The 19638-nt window shown below is 66.6% G+C and carries 20 protein-coding genes; 11 read left to right on the plus strand and 9 right to left on the minus strand.

The features are described from left to right. The first annotated feature begins 74 nt into the window (after positions 1-74). Entirely contained in the window at positions 75-221 is a 147-nt protein-coding gene (locus tag SB771_RS27840) for a helix-turn-helix domain-containing protein (protein ID WP_175661637.1), read from the plus strand. Positions 222-288: 67 nt separating this feature from the next. Here the strand turns inward: SB771_RS27840 and SB771_RS27845 are convergent, their stop codons facing one another. The 3 genes from SB771_RS27845 to SB771_RS27855 form a co-directional block, all read right to left on the minus strand. Beyond that, entirely contained in the window at positions 289-1023 is a 735-nt protein-coding gene (locus SB771_RS27845; protein WP_175661636.1) for an ABC transporter substrate-binding protein, read from the minus strand. Between the two features lie 104 nt (positions 1024-1127). Further along, positions 1128-1421 (minus strand): antibiotic biosynthesis monooxygenase family protein, encoded by a 294-nt coding sequence (locus SB771_RS27850; RefSeq protein WP_006753336.1) that lies wholly within the window; start codon positions 1419-1421, stop codon positions 1128-1130. Next, positions 1418-1732 (minus strand): hypothetical protein, encoded by a 315-nt coding sequence (locus SB771_RS27855; protein ID WP_175661635.1) that lies wholly within the window; start codon positions 1730-1732, stop codon positions 1418-1420. The genes SB771_RS27850 and SB771_RS27855 overlap by 4 nt, the downstream gene beginning before the upstream one ends. A 20-nt stretch (positions 1733-1752) precedes the next feature. Between SB771_RS27855 and SB771_RS27860 the strand changes: the two genes are divergently transcribed. The 3 genes from SB771_RS27860 (at position 1753) to SB771_RS27870 (ending at position 5568) form a co-directional block, all read left to right on the plus strand. Further along, positions 1753-2190: a tetratricopeptide repeat protein gene (locus SB771_RS27860; protein WP_011661148.1), complete on the plus strand. Its 438-nt coding sequence runs from the start codon at positions 1753-1755 to the stop codon at positions 2188-2190. Between the two features lie 105 nt (positions 2191-2295). After that, positions 2296-3705 carry an HD domain-containing phosphohydrolase gene (locus tag SB771_RS27865; protein ID WP_175661634.1) on the plus strand — a complete coding sequence of 470 codons (1410 nt, stop codon included), beginning with the start codon at positions 2296-2298 and terminating at the stop codon, positions 3703-3705. Positions 3706-3783: 78 nt separating this feature from the next. Continuing rightward, entirely contained in the window at positions 3784-5568 is a 1785-nt protein-coding gene (locus SB771_RS27870; protein WP_175661633.1) for a histidine kinase, read from the plus strand. Positions 5569-5592: 24 nt separating this feature from the next. Here SB771_RS27870 and SB771_RS27875 read toward each other — a convergent pair whose 3' ends face one another. Both SB771_RS27875 and SB771_RS27880 read right to left on the minus strand, forming a co-directional pair. Beyond that, complete coding sequence (locus SB771_RS27875; protein ID WP_175661632.1) at positions 5593-6669, minus strand: PHB depolymerase family esterase; 1077 nt, start codon at positions 6667-6669, stop codon at positions 5593-5595. A gap of 345 nt (positions 6670-7014) precedes the next feature. Continuing rightward, positions 7015-7923 carry a LysR family transcriptional regulator gene (locus SB771_RS27880; RefSeq protein WP_175661631.1) on the minus strand — a complete coding sequence of 303 codons (909 nt, stop codon included), beginning with the start codon at positions 7921-7923 and terminating at the stop codon, positions 7015-7017. Positions 7924-8203: 280 nt separating this feature from the next. On the opposite strand from SB771_RS27880, the gene SB771_RS27885 reads away from it, so the two are divergent. From SB771_RS27885 to SB771_RS27895, 3 genes are all read left to right on the plus strand, one after another. Then, positions 8204-9145: a hydroxymethylglutaryl-CoA lyase gene (locus SB771_RS27885; RefSeq protein WP_175661630.1), complete on the plus strand. Its 942-nt coding sequence runs from the start codon at positions 8204-8206 to the stop codon at positions 9143-9145. A gap of 7 nt (positions 9146-9152) precedes the next feature. Beyond that, a complete protein-coding gene (locus tag SB771_RS27890; RefSeq protein ID WP_175661629.1) occupies positions 9153-10304 on the plus strand; it encodes a CaiB/BaiF CoA transferase family protein in 1152 nt (383 codons plus the stop codon). A gap of 159 nt (positions 10305-10463) precedes the next feature. Continuing rightward, the gene (locus SB771_RS27895) at positions 10464-11903 is read left to right on the plus strand and encodes an MFS transporter (RefSeq protein ID WP_175661628.1); all 1440 of its coding nucleotides are present in this window, start codon (positions 10464-10466) and stop codon (positions 11901-11903) included. Between the two features lie 43 nt (positions 11904-11946). On the opposite strand, the gene SB771_RS27900 is transcribed toward SB771_RS27895, so the two are convergent. From SB771_RS27900 to SB771_RS27915, 4 genes are read right to left on the minus strand one after another with little or no spacing between them, the layout of a single operon-like run. Beyond that, on the minus strand, positions 11947-12330 hold the full coding sequence (locus SB771_RS27900) for a GtrA family protein (protein WP_175661627.1): 384 nt from the start codon (positions 12328-12330) through the stop codon (positions 11947-11949). Positions 12331-12345: 15 nt separating this feature from the next. Next, complete coding sequence (locus SB771_RS27905; protein ID WP_012372329.1) at positions 12346-13389, minus strand: glycosyltransferase family 2 protein; 1044 nt, start codon at positions 13387-13389, stop codon at positions 12346-12348. 23 nt (positions 13390-13412) lie between these two features. Beyond that, complete coding sequence (locus SB771_RS27910; RefSeq protein WP_175661626.1) at positions 13413-14792, minus strand: glycosyltransferase family 87 protein; 1380 nt, start codon at positions 14790-14792, stop codon at positions 13413-13415. After that, positions 14789-16027 (minus strand): glycosyltransferase family 87 protein, encoded by a 1239-nt coding sequence (locus tag SB771_RS27915; RefSeq protein ID WP_175661719.1) that lies wholly within the window; start codon positions 16025-16027, stop codon positions 14789-14791. Before SB771_RS27915 ends, SB771_RS27910 begins: the two co-directional genes overlap by 4 nt. 1034 nt (positions 16028-17061) lie before the next feature. Between SB771_RS27915 and SB771_RS27920 the strand changes: the two genes are divergently transcribed. The 4 genes from SB771_RS27920 (at position 17062) to SB771_RS27935 (ending at position 19625) form a co-directional block, all read left to right on the plus strand. Then, positions 17062-17244 carry a Flp family type IVb pilin gene (locus SB771_RS27920; RefSeq protein ID WP_165754388.1) on the plus strand — a complete coding sequence of 61 codons (183 nt, stop codon included), beginning with the start codon at positions 17062-17064 and terminating at the stop codon, positions 17242-17244. Positions 17245-17411: 167 nt separating this feature from the next. Further along, entirely contained in the window at positions 17412-17618 is a 207-nt protein-coding gene (locus SB771_RS27925) for a Flp family type IVb pilin (RefSeq protein WP_138850316.1), read from the plus strand. 34 nt (positions 17619-17652) lie between these two features. Continuing rightward, positions 17653-18192 carry a prepilin peptidase gene (locus SB771_RS27930; protein ID WP_175661718.1) on the plus strand — a complete coding sequence of 180 codons (540 nt, stop codon included), beginning with the start codon at positions 17653-17655 and terminating at the stop codon, positions 18190-18192. A gap of 32 nt (positions 18193-18224) precedes the next feature. After that, complete coding sequence (locus SB771_RS27935) at positions 18225-19625, plus strand: ATP-binding protein (RefSeq protein ID WP_175661625.1); 1401 nt, start codon at positions 18225-18227, stop codon at positions 19623-19625. Positions 19626-19638 lie beyond the last annotated feature (13 nt).

The raw sequence follows: 19638 nt of genomic DNA on the forward strand, positions 1-19638 counted from the left end.
CGGCGGGTGGTTTGCGGGTCCGGACATCGCGACCGCACCGTACGCGGCAGAGCCCGCGCGCGGTCGCCGCCGCGATGATCTCCCGCTTGCTGGATAGCCGCGCACCGATCGCCGATATCGCGAACCGCGTCGGCTATACGTCCGAGGCGGCGTTCAGCCGCGCGTTTCGCGGACGGTACGAGATGTCGCCGATGCAGTGGCGGCGAGCCAATACCGAATAGGTCCGCGTGATGCTTGGGGTGGGCGGCGCCGATGCACGGTGAGACATCGGCGCCTTGGTTGCGTCCATCACGCCAACGGCGCGACCGACGCGCCCGTGATCCCGTGGCGCTTCAACGCATCCGCGACGAATCCCGACGCCTTCATCTCCTCGACGAACGCGCCGAGCAACGCGGCCGCCGCTTCGCCGCGGCTCTTCGGTACCCCCATCGCCTGGCGGATCACCATGAAGCGCTCGTCGAGCAGGCGCAGGCCGGGCGTCTTCGCCGCATCGGCCTCGAGTTGCTGCTTCACGCCCGCCGCGACTTCGAGCTGCTGTTCGACGAACGTCTGCACGACGGCCTGCGACGTCGGCGCGCGCACGATCTGTGCGGCTTTCAGCTCGCGCGTGAGGAACAGGTCGTACGCGCTGCCCTTGCCGACCGTCACGCGGTTGTGCGGCTGGTCGACGTCCGCATTGCCGCGGATCGGCGAATCGTCGCGCACGAGATAGAAGCCCTCGATCAGCACGTAGGGCGCGGTGAACGCGACCGTTTCGCCGCGCAGCGGATCGACCGCGAAGAAGCCGAAATCGGCGCGCTCTTCGGTCAGCGCCTGTACCGACTTACCGGCGGTGTCGAACACCACGAGTTCGAGCTCGGCCGACAGCCGCTCGGCGAACGCGCGCGCGAGGTCGATCGACACGCCGAACGGCTCGCCGGTGGCCGGGTCGCGATTCGCGAGGATCGGGTTGCCGAGATTGATCGACGCGCGCAGCTTGCCGGTCGGCGTGAACGCGCTGAGGACGGAAGGGTCGATGGTCATGAAAGCCTCGCGGGGAATCGGTGCGCCGGTCGCAGGGGCGCTCGGGGGTTTCAGAATGGCACCGATGCGCGACAGCGCATCGAGCGTATGCGGCAGATGAGCGATTACTTGACCGCCACTTCGGTATGCACGACTTGTGGCGGGCTCTTGAAGAACGGCCCGGCCAATTGCCGCCACGCCTGGAAGTCGTCAGATTGCCGGAAATGCACCATGTGATCGTCCACGGTGTCCCACTTGACGACGAGCAGGTAGCCGCCGCTGCGCTCGATCACGCGGTGCAGCTCGGCGCCGCCGCAGCCGCGCGCCCGCGCGAACAGCGGGAGTGCCTGGCGAACCGCCGCCTCGAACGGCTCGGCCTGCGACGGGTCGATTTCGAGCGATGCCATTTCCAGAATCATGAATGCTCCATACAGGTTGAAAGATGCGAACGGATCGGGATGCAACGCGCGCCGCGCACGACGCATCCGGCAACGATACCGTAATTCGGCATCCCGCTCGGCCGAGCCGCCTGATCGCGTACCGCAAGGCCGTCGATCACGACGAGGCGGTGCCGCGAGCACTTGACGCCGATCGACCGCTGCTTGCCGATCCGCGCGAGGCGGCGGCTGACTTCAGGAAGCTTCACGTGCACAATGCGGTGCGGGAGAAGACGGGCGATTGACGTGCGCGGTCCGGCATCGTGACCGCCCGCTTGCCACGCTGCATTCATTTCGGAGAGAGGAGCTCGACATGGCAGAACTGGACGACGCGCTTTACGAGCGGATCGGCGCGCTGAGCGAGGCGGGCGATGCGTTGGTCGAAGACGGGGACTACGCAGGCGCGCTGGAAAAATACTGGCAAGCATTCGACCTGCTTCCCGAACCCAGGACCAACTGGGAGGCCGGAACCTGGCTGATGGCAGCCATCGGCGACACGAATTTCCATCAAGCCGACTACGAGGCCGGACGCGACAACCTCGGCCATGCGATGCATTTCCCCGATGCGATCGGCAACCCGTTTCTGCACCTGAGGCTCGGTCAGTGCCAGTTCGAGCTCGGCAATCTCGACCGTGCCGCGGACGAGTTGATGCGCGCCTACATGGGGGGCGGCCCGGAGCTGTTCGAGGACGAGGACGACAAATACCTGCGGTTCCTGGCCACGCGGGCGGAAGGGATCAAGGCGCCCTGATACGAACGTTCGCTCCGCGCACGGATCAGCGTTTTCCCCGATGTGGAAGCGGCCGCCCAGGCCGATGTCACAGAGGTAGTGAAGACAATTGATCCGAGGCCAATTATGACGACATCCGCGATGAACGGAGCGAACGATGCACTACCCGAAACGATCGCCGAAGCTGCATCCGGCGACACCGCCGCCGCTGCGTCGATCCTGCTGGTCGACGATGAACCGAGCGTGCTGTCCGCGCTCAAGCGCGTGTTGCGGCCCGCGCGCTACGGCGTCCTGACCGCCGACAGCGGCGAGGCGGCGCTCGAGATCCTGGCGTCGACCGAAGTCGACCTGATCGTGTCCGACATGCGGATGCCGAACATGAGCGGCGCGGCGTTTCTGTCGCGCGCCCGCTCGCTGTACCCGGACACGATGCGCATCCTGCTGACCGGCTATTCCGACATCGCGTCGATCGTGGAGGCCGTCAACGAAGGCGGCGTGTACCGCTACTTGAACAAGCCGTGGGACGACCACGATCTGCTGATGACGATCGAGCAGGCGCTCGAGCAGCGGCGCTTGCGCGCCGAAGCGGCGCGGCTCGCCGCATTGACCGAAGCGCAGAACGAAACGCTGCGCCGCTTCAATACGGATCTCGAAACACAGGTGCGCGCGCGCACCGAGGAGCTCGCGCAAACCGTGCTGTTCCTCGAAGCGGCGCAGGCCGACCTGAAAAGCAGTTTCACCGCGATGGTCCAGGTGTGCGCGAGCATGATCGAGCTGCGCTGCGGGACCGCCGGCGGCCATGCGATGCGCGTCGGCGAAATCGCGCGGCATCTCGCGCTGTCGGCCGGGATGAGCAATCTGCACGCGCAGGACGTCTATTTCGCGGGGCTGCTGCACGGCATCGGCAAGCTGTCGCTGCCCGACGAACTGCTGCACAAGCCGCTCGTGAAGATGACGACGGACGAGCACAGCCTGTTCCAGCAGCATCCGCTGCGCGCGCAGATGGTGCTCACGCCGGTCGCGCAGTTGCACAAGGTCGCGTCGATCGTGCTGCACCAGTACGAGCGATACAACGGGCGCGGCACACCGGACGGCCTGACGGGCGATGCGATTCCGCTCGGTTCGCGGATCGTCGCGATCGCGCGCGACTTCGAAGGGCTGCGCAACGGCGAGATCGGTGCGCCGCATTCGGTCGAGCAGGCGATCGACGTGCTGCACTCGCAGGCCGGCGTGCGTTACGACCCGCTGCTCGTCGCGCGCTTCATCGAACTGATGCGGCATCCGGCGAGCCTCGGCATCGCGACATCCGTCGCGGAGGTTCAGTCCGCGCAGCTGCGCGAAGGGATGCAACTCGCCGACGATCTGCGCACGCATCGCGGCGTGCTGCTGATGACGAAGGGCAGCGTGATGTCGGCGCACCAGATCGAGCTCGTGCGTCGCTTCGAGGCGCGCGAAGGGACATCGTTCGACATTCTGGTGCTGACCGGTGCCGCCGCGTCGAAGCAGGCGCCGACCGACGCCGCGCCGCCGGCCTGACGTCGCGTACCGCACGGCCGCGGCGCGCGATCGTCCGTGCGCCGCGGTAACGCGTTCCTCTCGACCGAGGGTTCGATCATGCATGGCACCTACGATCCGCTGCTTGTCCTGCTGTCGCTCGTCATCGCGACGCTGGCGTCCTATACGGCGCTCGACCTGGCCGCGTTCATTTCGCTGCTCGACAACCCGAAGCTCAAGCGCGCATGGCTGGGCGGTGGCGCGGCCGCGATGGGCACCGGCATCTGGTCGATGCATTTCGTCGGCATGCTGGCGCTGTCGCTGCCGATCCCGCTCGGCTATGCGCTGCCGGATACCGTCGCGTCGCTCGTCATCGCGGTGCTCGTGTCGTATTTCGCGCTGAACATCGTCACGCGTGCGCGGTTGAGCCGCCGGCGCCTGCTCGCGGGCGGCGCGCTGATGGGCGCCGGGATCGTCGGGATGCATTACACGGGGATGGCCGCGATGCGCATGGCGCCCGGCATTCGCTACGATCCCGTGCTGTTCGCGGCGTCGATCGGCATCGCGGTGATCGCGTCGACTGCCGCGCTGTGGATGGCGCAGGCGCTGCGCGTGCAACAGGCGCGCCATGCGACCGCGCTGCGCATCGGTGCGGCGCTGATCATGGGCATCGCCATCACGGGCATGCACTACACGGCGATGGCGGCCGCGTATTTCGCGCCGGATGCGCGATGCGGCGCGGCGAACGGGATCGATGCGCCGTGGCTTGCGACGACGATCGCGCTGTTCACGATGGCGACGCTGATCGTCACGCTGCTGGTGTCCCGTTTCGATGCGCGTACAACGTTTCTGCGCGGGATGACGGATACGCTCGAGCGGCTGGTGCGATTGCGGACCGCGGAACTCGAAACGGCGTTGCGACGCTACGAGCAGACGACCGCGATGCTGCAGCGCACCCGCGAAAACATGGCGACCGAGATCGACGAGCGCAAGGCGGCGCAGATCCGGCTCGAGCAGGAGAAGGACGAACAGCGGCGCCTGCTGCGCGCGCTCGAGGAAACGCACGTGCAGCTGCTGCAGTCGGAAAAGCTCGCATCGATCGGCCAGCTCGCGGCCGGCGTCGCGCACGAGATCAACAATCCGGTCGGCTTCATCAGCGCGAACCTCAACACGCTGAAGACGTGGGTGCGCAGCCTGCTCGACGTGATCGCCGCGCACGAGGCCGCGCTGCCGCAGCTGGAACCCGCCCAACGCGACGCGCTGGCCGCGATGGGGCGCGCCGCCGATCTGGACTACGTGCGCGACGAGATCGCGACGCTGATCGACGAGTCGATCGACGGCGCGCTGCGGGTGCGGCGGATCGTGCAGGACCTGCGTGATTTCTCGCGGCCGGGCAGCGGCGAATGGTGCGTGGCCGACATCCATGCGGGGCTCGAGAGCACGCTCAACGTCGTCCACAACGAACTCAAGTACAAGGCCGACATCGTGCGCGAGTATGGCGACGTGCCGCCCGTCGAATGCCTGCCGTCGCAATTGAACCAGGTGTTCATGAACCTGCTCGTCAACGCGGCGCACGCGATTCCCGAGCGCGGCGTGATCACGATCCGTACGTCGAGCGACGACCAACAGGTGTCGATCGCGATCAGCGACACCGGCACCGGCATGACGCCCGATATCGTGCGGCGCATCTTCGATCCGTTCTTCACGACGAAGCCGGTCGGGCAGGGCACGGGGCTCGGCTTGTCGGTGTCGCACGGCATCGTCGAGCGCCACCGCGGCACAATCGACGTGACGAGCGAGCCGGGGCGCGGCACGACCTTCCGCATTCGGCTGCCGATCCGGCGCGCAGAGGCGAGCGAGAGCGCGACCGTGAGCGAGACGGCGGCAGTCGGGCAGCGCGCGTGAGCGCGAGGCGGCGCAGCGTCCCCGTTACCGCTTGCGCCGCCGCCTTCGAAAGAAATTCCAGAACATCGCGGTGGCGTCCGGCCCTGTCGCGGAGTGGAACGCTTCGCGCGGATCGCCGCCGCTCCACGCGTGCGCGAGGCGTCGCACGATGCAGACGCGGACGATCACCCGGCCGCCGCGCAGATAGTCCGTGTAATCCGTGCCGTCATGCATGTAGGTTTGCCGCTCGCCGACGCGCAGCTCGCCGTGTTCGTCGACGAGCCGATTGATCCGCGCGAACGCGACGCCGAGCTGCAGCGCGTTCTGCTCGGCGACGACCGTGTCGAGCCCGCCATGCATGACGAGCGCGGGCATGCCCGGATACGCGCGCACGTCGACGCATGCGTCGACCACGTGTATCGGATCGTCGCGCAGGCCGCGGCGCATCAGGCTCATCGCGGCCATCGTCGACAACGGCGGCGCGATGGCCGGGCCGGAATGCAGGCCGACGGCCGCGAACAGCTCGGGATACGCGAGCGCCAGCTGCGCGGCCAGCCCCGCGCCGGCCGACATGCCGGCCAGATAGATCCGGTCGCGGTCGAATCCGCGCTCCTGCACGATCGCGTCGATCAGCGACGCAACCGCCGGAAGCTCCGACTGCGACGCATCGCCATGCCAGTTCCAGCAGCGATGCGCGTGCGCGGTCTTCGCCTGTTCGGGGAACAGCACGGCAAACCCGGCACGCTCCGCGACGCGGCATATGCGCGTGCCCGCGGCGAACGACTCGGCGGTCTGCTTGCAGCCATGCAGCATGACGACGACCGGCATGCCCGCGCTCGTCACCGGTGCGGCGGGCAGGTACAGCGCGTAGGCGAGATGGTTGACGAGGCGGCCGGCGGTCGGGCGCGCGGAATGAAACGAACGCAGCCAGGTGCCCGGTGCGTGGCGCGGCGACGGATGGGCGGCCGGCGCCGGCGCGCGGGTGCGACGCGGGGTCCGTACCGTGGCAGGGCGCTTGACCGTCGCCGCCGGTTTGGCTGTCTTGCGTTTCGGTCGCGTGCTCGTCGCGGCGGAAAACAGGTCGAATGGCCGTAGCCAGAGGCTGGTTTTTTTCCTGGGCATGGACGAATCTCGTGCCGGCGGCGCGCGCCACAGCTTGCGGCGCGGCCGGCCGTCGGATGGAAGTCGAATGCGGGCAGAGCACGATTCGTGCTTGCGGGAAGCGGCCGCGTCGCAGCGGCCTCGCAGGGCCGAACACGTAGGCGGGTAGCGAAGTAAATGCCATGCCGCGCGACATCTTTACAGCCGGGGGGGCGATTCGCACGGGCCACCCGGCATGCTAGCAGGGGTCGCTCGCATCGGGTGCGACGGTTTCGTGACGGATCGGTGAATGCTTCGACCCTGTCGTTGGGCCGAGCGTCGGTGCCGCCGTGCTGCGCGAGCCGATTGCCGACGCGGCGCGATACGTTACCGGCCGCCGACGGCGCGGTTCGCGAGATGGTCGACCATCCGCTGGGCGGCGGGCTGCAGCGTATCGAAGCGCTGGAAACACACGATGAAGCGACGCTTCGCCCATGAGTCGGTGAGCGGAATCATGTGCACGCCGAGCGACTGCCGGTAAGCCGCCGCGACTTCGACCGGAATGACGCTGATGCCCAGGCCGGCGGCCACGACGCGAAACGCCGCGTCGAAACTCGACACGATCACGCGATACGACACGGTCCGGCCGCGGTCCGCGGCGGCCCGCTTGAGCATCGTATGAACGGCGGTGGCCGGCGGCAGGCCGACGTGCTCGAATTCGAGCGTGTCGTCGAAGCCGATCGACTGACGGCCGGCGAGCGGATGCTCGGGATGCACGGCGAGCGCCAGCTGGTCGTGGCGATAGGACCGCTCCTGCAGCCCTTGCAGATCGACGTTGTCCCAGCACACGCCGAGCGCGGCGGCCCCTTCGCGCACCTGCCGGACAAGATCGCGCGACAGCCGCTCTTCCACGTCGACCTTGATGTTCCGGTTGGCGGGGTCTCGCATGAACGACGCGATGTCGTCCAGCAAGGCTTCCGCGATCGCCGATGCCGACGCGCAAATGCTCACGCGCCCCTGCAGTCCATCGCCGATCGCGGCGACGTCGGCCGCGATCCGCTCCATCGTGAACAGCATGCTGCGCGCATGCTCGAGCAGCGCGATGCCGGCTGGCGTGGGCGCGACGCCGCGTCGTGACCGCGTGAGCGCAGGCACGCCGAGATCGCTTTCGAGCTGCGCGATGCGCTTGCTGATCGCCGAAGGCTCGATGTGCGCTTCTTGCGCGGCACGCGCGATATTGCCGTGATCGCACACCGCCACGAACAGCCGCAGTGTCTTGAGGTCGATGTCGCGCATCGTGCAGTCTCCGCGTGTCGGAACGTTCCGGGCCGGAAGCGTTCGCCTCGATTCCGCCGGTTTCCGGGTTCTTCGGGAATGCCAGAAATTACCACGATGGCGAGGACGCGTCGCGCCGCCGGTATTGCTTTCGAAATGCCTTCATGGCGTGGCGTGAAGGGATTCCATTTCGGAACGATTTCGCTTCCAAACCGATGCTTTACGTTTTTTCGGGAATCTCTAAAGTGGGGCTATCGCCGGCGTGTGACGACCGGCCACCGATTGCGGAGACAGCCACGCCATGCGTTCTTTTCCCACCCACGTCGTGATTCGCGAGGTCGGATTGCGCGACGGCCTGCAAAGCATCCGGGCCGTGCTGCCGACCGCGCGCAAGCTCGAATGGATCGCCGGCGCCTATGCGGCCGGCCAGCGCGAGATCGAAGTCGGCTCGTTCGTGCCGGCGCGGCTGCTGCCGCAACTGGCCGATACCGCCGAACTCGTCGCATACGCGAAAACGCTGCCGGGCCTCGCCGTGTCGGTGCTGGTGCCGAACCTGAAAGGCGCGCAGCGCGCACTCGAAACCGGCGCCGACCTGCTGCTCGTGCCGCTGTCCGCGAGCCGCGAACATAGCCTCGCGAACCTGCGCAAGACACCCGATGAAGTCGTCGCCGAGGTCGCGCGCATCCGCGCCGAGCGCGATGCCGCCGGGTCGACGACGCTGATCGAAGGCGGCATCGGCACGGCATTCGGCTGCACGATCCAGGGGCGCGTCGAACCGGACGAGGTCCTGCGCTGCATGCAGGCGTTGCTCGATGCGGGCGCGGATCGCGTCAGCATCGCCGATACGGTCGGCTACGCGGGGCCGGCCGCCGTGCGCGCGCTGTTCGAGCGGGCGCGTCGCGTCGCCGGCGACCGCTTCTTTTGCGGGCACTTTCACGATACGCGCGGCCTCGCGCTTGCGAACGTCTATGCCGCGCTCGAAACCGGCGTCGCGCGTTTCGACGCGACACTCGCCGGCATCGGCGGCTGCCCGCACGCGCCGGGCGCAAGCGGCAATGCGGCGAGCGAAGACCTGGCGTTCATGCTCGCCGACATGGGCATCGATACCGGCATCGACCTGCCGGCGCTGCTGGCGCTGCGCGCCAAGGTCGCGTGCTGGCTCGACGGCGAATTGCTGCACGGCGCGCTGTGGCGGGCCGGCCTGCCGAAAACCCATCGCGCGTCGATCGCGCTCAATGCCTGAGGACTTCATGGAAACCAACGCAAGACTGCCGCTCGACGGCGTGCGCGTGATCGAATTCACGCACATGGTCATGGGGCCGACGTGCGGGATGATCCTCGCGGATCTCGGCGCGGAGGTCATCAAGATCGAGCCGCCCGGCGGCGACAAGACCCGCAAGCTGCCGGGCCTCGGCATCGGCTTCTTCCGCACTTTCAACCGCAACAAGAAGAGCGTCGTCCTCGACATCAACACGCCGGAAGGCAAGGACGCGGCGGTCGAACTGATCGGCACCTGCGACGTGATGCTCGAGAATTTTCGTCCGGGCCTGATGACGAAACTTGGTCTGGACTACGATACGTTGTCGAAGGCATTCCCGCGGCTCGTCTATGTGTCGCACAAGGGCTTCCTGCCAGGGCCGTACGAGAAGCGGCTCGCGCTCGACGAAGTCGTGCAGATGATGGGCGGGCTGTCATACATGACGGGGCCGGTGGGCCGGCCGTTGCGCGCGGGAACGTCGGTCAACGACATCATGGGCGGCATGTTCGGTGCGATCGGCGTGCTCGCCGCGCTGCGCGAACGGGACGTCACCGGGCGCGGCCAGGAAGTGCAAAGCGCACTCTTCGAGAACTGCGTGTTCCTCTGCGCGCAGCACATGCAGCAGTATGCGATGACGCATGAAGCGCCGCCGCCGATGCCCGCGCGCGTGTCCGCCTGGAGCGTGTACGACGTGTTCACGCTTGCCGACGACGAGCAGCTATTCATCGGCGCCGTCAGCGACAAGCAGTTCGTCACGCTGTGCGACGTGCTCGGCCGGCCGGATCTGCCCGCCGAACCGCGCTTTGCCAGCAACGCGTTGCGGGTGGCGGTCCGGCCGGCGTTGCTCGACGTTCTCGGCGACATCCTGAAGGGGCACCGGATCGACGAACTGACGCCGAAGCTCGAAGCTGCGGGCATTCCGTATGCACCGATCGTGCGACCGGAGCAATTGCTCGATGACCCGCATCTGAAGGCGAGCGGCGGCCTCGTGCCGATGGAGGCCGACGACGGCACGACGACCGACGTCGTGCTGCTGCCGCTGACGATGGGCGGCCGTCGGCCGGGCGTCCGGCAGGCGCTGGCCCGGGTCGGCGAACACACGCACGAGATTCTTTCGCGACTGACCGGCCGCGCGGCCGCATGACCTTCTACCGCCTCGGCAGCAATCCGGTCCGTCGAGGTGTCGCAGCACGAAACCGATGAGAACCATGCGCCGCGCATGACGTGCGCGGCGCGCAACACCGGCAGACGGACCACGATCGAACAACAAGGCCGTCGACAATCGCCGTATCAGGAGACAGACATGCAGCCCACCGTCACCGCGGATTCGCGTCCGCATGATTCGCCCTTCATCGATGTCGACGCCATGCCGGGCGCAGCGATCGCCGCGCGCATGGATCGGCTGCCGATCACCCGCCATCTGTGGATGCTGGTGCTGCTGATTTCACTGGGCGGCTTTTTCGAAGTCTACGACCTGATCTTCACCGGCTATATCGCGCCGGGCATGGCGAAGAGCGGCGTGCTGCAAACCACCACGCACGCATTTTTCGGCTTCACCGGAATCGCCGGCTTCATCGCCGCGACGTTCGCCGGCCTGTTCGTCGGTACGTTCGGGCTCGGCTGGATGCCCGATCGCTACGGCCGGCGCGCGGTGTTCACGGTGTCGCTGCTCTGGTATTCGATCGGCTCGGTGATCATGGCGTTTCAGACGACCGCCGAAGGCATGATCCTCTGGCGCTTCATCACGGGAATCGGCGTCGGGGTCGAGATCATCACGATCGACAGCTACGTGACTGAACTCGTCCCGCAGCAGATGCGTGGCCGCGCGATGGCGTTCAACCAGAGCGTGATGTTCGCGGCGGCGCCGGTCGCCGCGATCCTGTCGTACTGGCTGGTGCCGACCACGATGTTCGGCATCGACGGATGGCGCGTCGTGGTGCTCGCGGGCGCGCTCGGCGCGTTGCTGGTGTGGTTCATCCGGCGCGGCGTGCCGGAGAGTCCGCGGTGGCTCGCGATGCACGGACAGGTCGCGAGGAGCGACGCGATCGTGCGGCACATCGAGGCGATCGTCGAACGTCAGTCGGGGCAGCCGCTGCCGGCGCCGTCACCGATCGTCGAACAGCCGCGGCATCGACGCGCATCGCTCGCGGAATTGTGGCAGCCGCCGTATCGTTCGCGCCTCGTGATGCTGATCGTCTTCAACTTTTGCCAGGCGATCGGCTATTACGGTTTTGCGAACTGGGTGCCGACGCTGTTGATCAGCCAGGGCATCACGGTCACGAAAAGCCTGCTCTATTCGTTCATCATCGCGTTCGCGTTGCCGGTCGGGCCGCTGCTGGCGATGGCCGTCGCCGACCGGATCCAGCGCAAATACCTGATCGTCGGCGGCGCGCTGGTCGTGATCGTCTGCGGGACGGCGTTCGCGCAGGTCAGGGCCGTGGTGCCGCTCATCCTGCTCGGCGTGTTGATCAGCTTCGCCGGCCAGATCATCTCGGTCTGCTACCACGCTTACCAGGCCGAGTTGTTCCCGACGGCCGTGCGATGCCGTGCCAATGGCATCGTGTACTCGGCCAGCCGGGTCGGCGCGATGATGTCGGGTTTTGCGATCGCATTCCTGCTTCGCGATTTCGGGTTGCCCGGCGTATTTGCCGGCATCACGGCGTGCATGCTGGCGGTCGCGGTATCGATCGGGTTCTTTGGCCCGAAGACCAACGGCCTGCGCCTCGAGGAGCTGAACCGTTGACGGGCCGTTGTGCGGGTGGCGGCGCGCCCGCCACCGTAAAGCTTTACCGATACGTCCACACCCGATGCATCACGAACATCGTCGGCGGGATCAGCAGCGCGATCGCGACGATGGCCCAGCCGCGCGGCACGTCGAGCAGTTCGGCGGCGCGCGCGAGCAGCATCGTTTCGGCGAAGCCGGCCAGCGCGACCGTCAGATAGCGCACCAGGTTGCGCGACTGCACCGTCGACGAGAAGCTCCACAGCGTATTCGCGAGATACGAGAACGCCGTCGCGCACACGAACGCGACGGCATTCGCGAACACCTGCGTCGCATCGAACAGCGCATACATCGCGGATGCGACCAGCACGTGCAGCGCGGTCGAGCAAAGCCCGGACAGGCCGAAGCGCGCGAGCCGCACGCGCTCCGCGCAGAGCAGTTCGAACATCGCGATCTCCGCCGGTCAGCGCGAGCCGACCCGCACGCGGGCCGGCTGGACGCGGCGGCGTGCGGCCGTGCGCCGCGCATCGCGCGCGACCGGCAACTCGATCACCTTGGCGTGCGCCTCGTAGCGGCGGCGAATCAGATAGACGGGACGTTGCTTCGACTCGTCGTAGATGCGCCCGATGTACTCGCCGACCACGCCGATGCCGATGAGCTCGATCCCGCCGATGAACAGCGTGACCGACAGCAGCGACGCATAGCCGAGCACCGGGTTGCCGAACAGCAGCGTACGGCCCACGATGAACGCGCCGTACAGGAAGGAGAGTGCGGCGATGCCCAGGCCGATGTAGGTCCAGCTGCGCAGCGGCACGGTGCTGAAGCTCGTGATCCCCTCGAGCGCGAAGTTCCACAGCTTCCATCCGGAGAACTTCGAGTGCCCGGCGCTGCGCGCTTCGCGCTGGTACTCGATGATCACGGTCCGGTAGCCGACCCATGCGAACAGCCCCTTCATGAAACGATGCCGCTCCGGCAGGCTGCGCAGCGCGTTCACGACCTTGCGATCCATCAGCCGGAAGTCGCCGACGTTCTCCGGCAGCTTCACGTCCGACAGCAGGTTGTGGACGCGGTAGTAGATCGAGGCGGCAGTGCGCTTCGCGAACGAATCGCAGGCGCGGTTGCTGCGCTTCGCGGCGACGACTTCGACACCGTCGCGCCAGTGTTCGAGCATCACCGGAATCAGGCTCGGCGGATCCTGCAGGTCGGCGTCGAGCGGGATCACGGCGTCGCCGGCGGCTTCGTCGAGGCCGGCCGTCAGCGCCGCTTCCTTGCCGAAGTTGCGCGTGAGATCGATGACGCGCACGCGGCGGTCGCTCATGCTGATTCGGATCAGGCGTTCGAGCGTGTCGTCGCGGCTGCCGTCGTTGACGCAGACGATCTCGAAGCGGATCGCGTCGAGGCCGGCCATCAACGGAATCACGACGTCGAAGAAGCGTTCGACGGCTTCGCCTTCGTTGTAGAACGGCACGACCAGCGAGACGAGTGGCGTGTAGAGTGATTCGCGCATGATGGTTCCCCTGTGATCGCGTGTCAGCGGCCGATGCCGAAGGTCGGGCGGCCGGTGCGGCGCAGTCCGTGCGCCGGGCGGTGATGTGAGCGCAACGGATGCGTGAAGCCGGTTTCGGTCGTGTCGTCGCGTGCGTCGGGCATCGACGGCACGTCGTGCCTTTCCCGTGCGATCCGGCTGACGAGCAGCGCCAGCGACGCGAGCGTGACGAGCGGCATGAACTGGAACGACAGGTGCGGGACCAGCACGAGGCCGGCGAGCGGCATCACCCACAGCACCAGCAGCCATTCGCGATCGAAGCGCCGCCAGCCGTGCGTCCATGCATAGCGTGCGTACCAGGCGATCACGAGGCCGTACCAGGTCAGGTCGTAGTCGTACAGATAAGGGCTGACGATCAGGCACGCGCACGCGAGGGTCGCCGCGCGCAGCGCGTACGAACACGCGCCGCGCCACGCGTACACGACGGCGATCGCGGCGGTCGCGGCCGACAGCAGCTGCAGCACGCGCGCGACGGTGGCAGGCCAGCCGGCGAGGGTGGCGAGCGCGAACACGGTCGGCATGCGCGCGAGCTTGGCGTGGCCCGCGCCGACGATCTGGTATGCGGCGTGCAAGCCGTGCGCGAACGCGACCCAGGCGTCGAAGCCGAACATCAGCGTCGACAGCGCGAAGCCGCTGGCGATCGTCGCGACCCAAGCGGCCAGCGCACGCCATTTTCCGGCGCACAGCAGCGCGAGCGGAAACAGCACCGCCATCTGCGGCTTCATCGTCAGCATTCCGAAGCAGATGCCGGCGATGACGGGACGGCGATTCAGCGTCAGCAGCCCGACGCCTGCGAGCGTCGCGGTCAGCAGGCTTGTCTGCCCGACGATCACTGCGAGAAACGCGCCGGGGAACGCGAGCGCGCAGAGCAGCGCCCCCTCGCGCTGTACGGTTGCGCGGATCGTCGTCACGAACAGCGCGTAGGTGGCGCCCAGCCACAGCACCAGCGCGAACATGTATGGCAGCCAGCCGAGCGGCAGCACGAACATCAGCATCGTGGGCGGGTAGAGCCACGGCAGCGAGCCGTTCCCGGCGTTCATCAGCGGGAGCGCGACCTTCTCGACCTCGAACAGCGACGGCAGGTTCCACGCGTTGATCCCGAGGCCGTGAGCGGCGAGCCTCGCGGCGCCCCAGATCGGCGCGACATCCTGTGCCAGGGGTTCAGGCAGGGATGTTTGCGACCAATGTACGCGCGCGAGATACACGAACATGAACAGCAGTTCGGCAAACAATACCGCTGCCGCATAGAGGCGCACCCGATCACGATTGAGCCAATGCGGGAAACGGCGGGGCCCTGCGATTGGCAGCTCGGGATGGGCGTCGACCGCCGAACCGACGTGCAGGAGGGAGAGCGGCGATTTCATTGCGCGCTCCGCGGCGCAAGGCTTGCGCGACGCACGACGACGAACAGGACGGCGAGCAGCACGATAGGGCCGATCTGCGGCAGCTTCATTATCCGATTGAACACCTCGAATATCGGCAGCAGCCACGCGAGCACGATCACGATCTGATCTCCCGGCAGCCAGCCGTCTTCGAGGCCGTGAGCGATCACGCAGAAGACCGCGATGCCGAGCCATGCCAGCTCGTAACTCCACAGATAGGGTGTCGTCAACAGCGTGGCGACCGCCAGCGCCGCGCCGCACAGCCGCATGTCGGCCGTGCGGCGCCAGACATGGATGGCGGCTGCGATGGCGAGCAGTCCGACGGCGGCTTGCGCGGCGAGCGCGATCGGAATCGATGCACCCGCGAGCCGCAGCGCCGCGAACGTCGTCGGTGAAACGAACCAGTAGGCAGGCAGGGTGAAATGCATGCCGCGCACGATCGACATCGCGTGGGCCAGGCCGGTCAGCGAGCTGGTGCCGGTCAGCGCGATGCCGGCCACCACGAACAGCGTGGTCGTGAGCGCCGCCGCCGCGAAGGTGCGCCATGCACGCGCCGCGATCAGCACGAACGGAAACACCATCGCCATCTGCGGCTTGATGGCGAGCAGCCCGATCAGCATGCCGGCGATGATCGGGCGCGGGCCAAGGAAATGCAGCGCGAGCGCGGCGAGACCGGCGGTCAGGATGCTGTTCTGCCCGTACAGGACGGACGCGAACACGCCTGAATAGGCGAGCACGACGAGCGCGGCGGCGCGCGGAACGGGCAGGTGCGCACGCAGGCCCGATAGTCGCAGCACGGCGTACGCATAGCATAAAAGACTGCCCGCAAAAAAGAGGAAATACGCGGGCAGGAAAGGCACGAGGGCAATCGGCGCGACGAACAGCAGCATCGTCGGCGGATAGAGCCAGGGCAGCGATTGGCGACCCAAATAGCCACCGAACTGCGCTACCTCGGCATGGGAGAAGAAGACCGGATCGTAGATCGCCGCGGCATGGCCTTGCAGCACGAGTTGCGATGCGGTCCAGAAGACGGAGAAGTCGACGCCCGGCCGGGCGGTGGTTTGCGACGTGAAGGTATTCGTGACGGCGCCCCAGGTGATCAGGAATCCAACGCAGAGCATCAGCATGATGCAGCTGTACGGAATGATCCGGTCCGCTGTCAGCCATTGAGCACAGCGTTTGGCGCGATAGTCCACTCCACGATTGGCTGTGTACATGATGCCCCGTTTGCAGTGAAGGCCGCATGGTGTGCCGCAGCCTTTTTGTGTTGTCGTGTATCCGGAGCGAATCGCATTCGATGGCGCTGTCCGGTGAATGCATTGTTGGAGAAAAAATCGCGTGACGCAAACCGCGGGCTGAATCGTGAAATATCGATTTGGCGGCGACAGGGCTGAAAACCGCGTTTTGACGTCTGAAAAAACCACGCCGGCGCAAATGATGTTTCTCGCTTGAAACATTCCGGGTTTTTGGCCGGTCCGGCACGTCGTGGAACCGGCGTCGGGGGAGCGGCCTCGCGGATTCGGGAAAGTCCCGAGAAAATTTTTTGATGCCTTGCACAGCGCGGCGGCGCTCACGCCGGCACGTCACGGCGACCGGCACGCGTATATCAAATCTGAAACATTTCGCGCATCGGGCCGAAGCCCGACTGGTGGGCGCATCGCCCGAACCCTTGCTGCGCCTGGTTTTCTTTCCGGCTGGCCTGCTCTTTGCGTCAAGGTCCGCACGACAGTCGACGATGTGACGAATGACCGGTTCAAGCAACGGACTCACCGAACCGGACTGAATCACCTGCGGAAAGCAACGGATCGAGGGCGCATCGGGGAATACGCGGCCCAGGCCTTGAAAACCGCCGGAATCGTCGACCGAGCGATACGCGACGGCATCGTCCGCGCAACAAGAATCACATGACAGCATTTGGGGAATAAAAATGAAAGACCGGAGCACGCCGCGGCTTGCATGCCGCGCAGAAGATCTGCAGCAACATCGACGCGTTGGCGTCATCCGCTCAATCCGTATTCATGCCCGGAACGGTCTCGCCGTTCTGCTCGATCGCGCGTTCCGCCCGATCGCAGCATGCATGCATATCGCACGCATCAGCTCACCGACGATCGTTCGCCAGGCCAGGCTCGTACCCTGCCGTGTGCGTCGCTGAGCGCTACATCCGCATTCTTTTGTTGTGCCGGTAGTACCCCGCTCCCCGCGTCGATCCCCGACAACGGGATTTTCATAGTAGTGCGAAAGGAGAAGAGCCATGTCCAAGTTCATCCAGAAGGTCCGCGGTTTCGTCCAAGACGAACAAGGTGTGACGGCCATCGAATACGGCCTGATCGCCGCGCTGATCGCAGTCACCCTCGTTGCAGCACTGACGTTGGTCGGCAAAGACCTCAACGACGTCTTCAACACCATTGCAGACGATCTCAACGCGGCCATCTGAATGGCGGGGCGGCGAACGGTGGGTCCGGCCCGTTCGTCGCCATCCCGTCACGCGTGCAGGGCCGGACGCAACACCCACGGATGTCGGATGGAATGAACGGCGGATAGCTCGGCCGGTGCAGTGCTCGAGCCTCCCCCGCTCCTTGATCGACCGAATCGGAGGCCGCCATGCGGGCCAGGGAACGCGCGGTATCGGTATTGCGATGGATCGGCGACGATCAGGGCGTGACGTCGATCGAGTATGCGTTGATCGGTGCGCTGTTCGCCACCCTCGTCCTGGCAAGCGTAATGACGCTGGGAGGCTCGCTTGACGACACGTACAACATGATCGCGTCGGTCGTGACCGATGCAGTCAATACCGCACTGGGTCAGTGATCCCTGACATTACGTTCAATCGAGGTCCGCCATGTTGCTGCCTGCCGCGCTGCCTTACCCGGTTCCGTTGTGCGTGACGCTGCTCGCGATCGTCGCGGCCAGCACCGACATCACGAGCCGACGCATTCCGAACCGGCTCGTCGCGCTCGGTCTGGTCGGCGCGCTGATCGCACAGTGCGCGCTGCACGGAATCCAGGCTGGTGCGCTTGCGTGGCTCGCGGGCGCGGCGACCGGCTTCGGGCTGCTGCTGCCGTTCTATCTGCTGCGCGGAATGGCTGCAGGCGACGTGAAGCTGATGCTCGCGATCGGCGCATGGGTCGGCGCGCAGATGACGTTCTACATCGTGCTGGCCACCTTTCTGGTCGGCGGGATCGGCGCGATCGGCTTTGCACTGCTGCGCGGACGCATGCGCCAGATGTGCGCGAACGTCTGGATGCTGATCGCACGCCGCTCGACCGGCGCGTATGCAGGGGCAACCGACGGCCCCGTGGAATTCGCGTCGGTTGGCGCGTTGCCGTATGGCGTAGCAATTGCAGCCGGCACGCTGGGCATGCTGTTCGTTTCGTCTGTATAGCGTGACGAACCCGCAACGAGGATGAAACGCACATGAACACGATCCCCACCGAACCGAAACGCGACGCGCAGGTTGCACACCTGCCGTATCCGCCGCCGTCGCGGGAGGTGCATGCGAAACCGGGCGCGCTGCTGCCGCTGGCGCCGCGCTCGCTCGAGGAAACCGGCTTGACCCAGGCGTTCGTCGCAGGGCTCGTGCTGAAGTCGACGCTGGTGCTCGGTCGTCCGTCGTACGGTGTCTTGATCGAGCGCCACTGCCTGCCGCTCGCGGTGCTCGATGATGTCTTCGCGTTCCTGGTGCGCGAGCATCTGGTCGAACTGACTCATCGCGGCAAGACCGACCTCGACGTGACGTTCCGCCTGACCGACGCGGGCCGCGTGCTCGCGCTCGAAGAGCGTGCGCGCAGCAGCTACAGCGGCCCCGCGCCGGTGACGCTCGACGCGTATCTCGACTGCGTGTCCGACCATTCGGTGCGCAAGCTGCGCGTGTCCCAGAACGACGTATGGGCCGTATTCGAAGGCGTCGTCATGGACACCGCGGTCCTCGATTCGGCGGCCGCCGCGCTCAACGCCGGCCGTCCGCTGCTGATCCACGGCCCCGCCGGCAGCGGCAAGACTTTCCTCGCGGAGCGCCTTGGCGCGCTGATGGGCGGCCACGTGCCGGTGCCGCACGCCATTTACGCCGCCGGCGAAGTGATCCAGATCTACGACCCGATCGTGCATGTCGACGCGCCGTCGCAAGCCGACGGCCAATCGGCCGATCGCCGCTGGCGCCTGTGCGAGCGGCCCGTCGTGATGTCGGGCGGCGAGCTGACGCTCGACGAGCTCGACCTGCGCCGCGACGAAGGAGCGGGGTTCTACCAGGCGCCGCCGCACATGAAGGCGAACATGGGCATGTACATCGTCGACGATCTCGGCCGCCAGCGCGTCGAGCCGCGCGACCTGCTCAACCGCTGGCTGCGCCCGCTCGACCGCGGCGTCGATTTCCTGACGCTCGAGTCCGGCAATCGTCTCGTGCTGCCGTTCGACGTCTGGCCGGTGTTCTCGAGCAACCTGGCACCGGAGCAATTCGCCGACGACGCGTTCCTGCGCCGGCTCGGTTCCAAGCTTCACGTCGGCGCGATGTCGATCGACCACTACCGCGCGGTGTTCGATGCCGCATGCGTGTCGCTCGGGCTGGTGCCGGCGCACGACGCATTCGACTATCTGCTGCACCGGCTGCACCTGCCGAGCGGCAAGGCCTATCTCGCATGCTTCCCGATGGATCTGCTGCGCCTCGTCGCCGCCGGCGCGCGGTATCGCGGCGATCCGCCCGAAGTGACGCATGACGCGCTGTACGACGCATGGGCCAGCTATTTCGGCTCGGCGCCCGAACGCGACGGCGGGCATCCGCCGCCTGTCGATCACGGCGGGCGCACGTACATAACCGGTTGAGCCGTTTCTTTCA

The organism is Burkholderia sp. SIMBA_051, assembly GCF_046534915.1.
GTDB classification, from domain to species: Bacteria; Pseudomonadota; Gammaproteobacteria; order Burkholderiales; family Burkholderiaceae; genus Burkholderia; species Burkholderia ambifaria.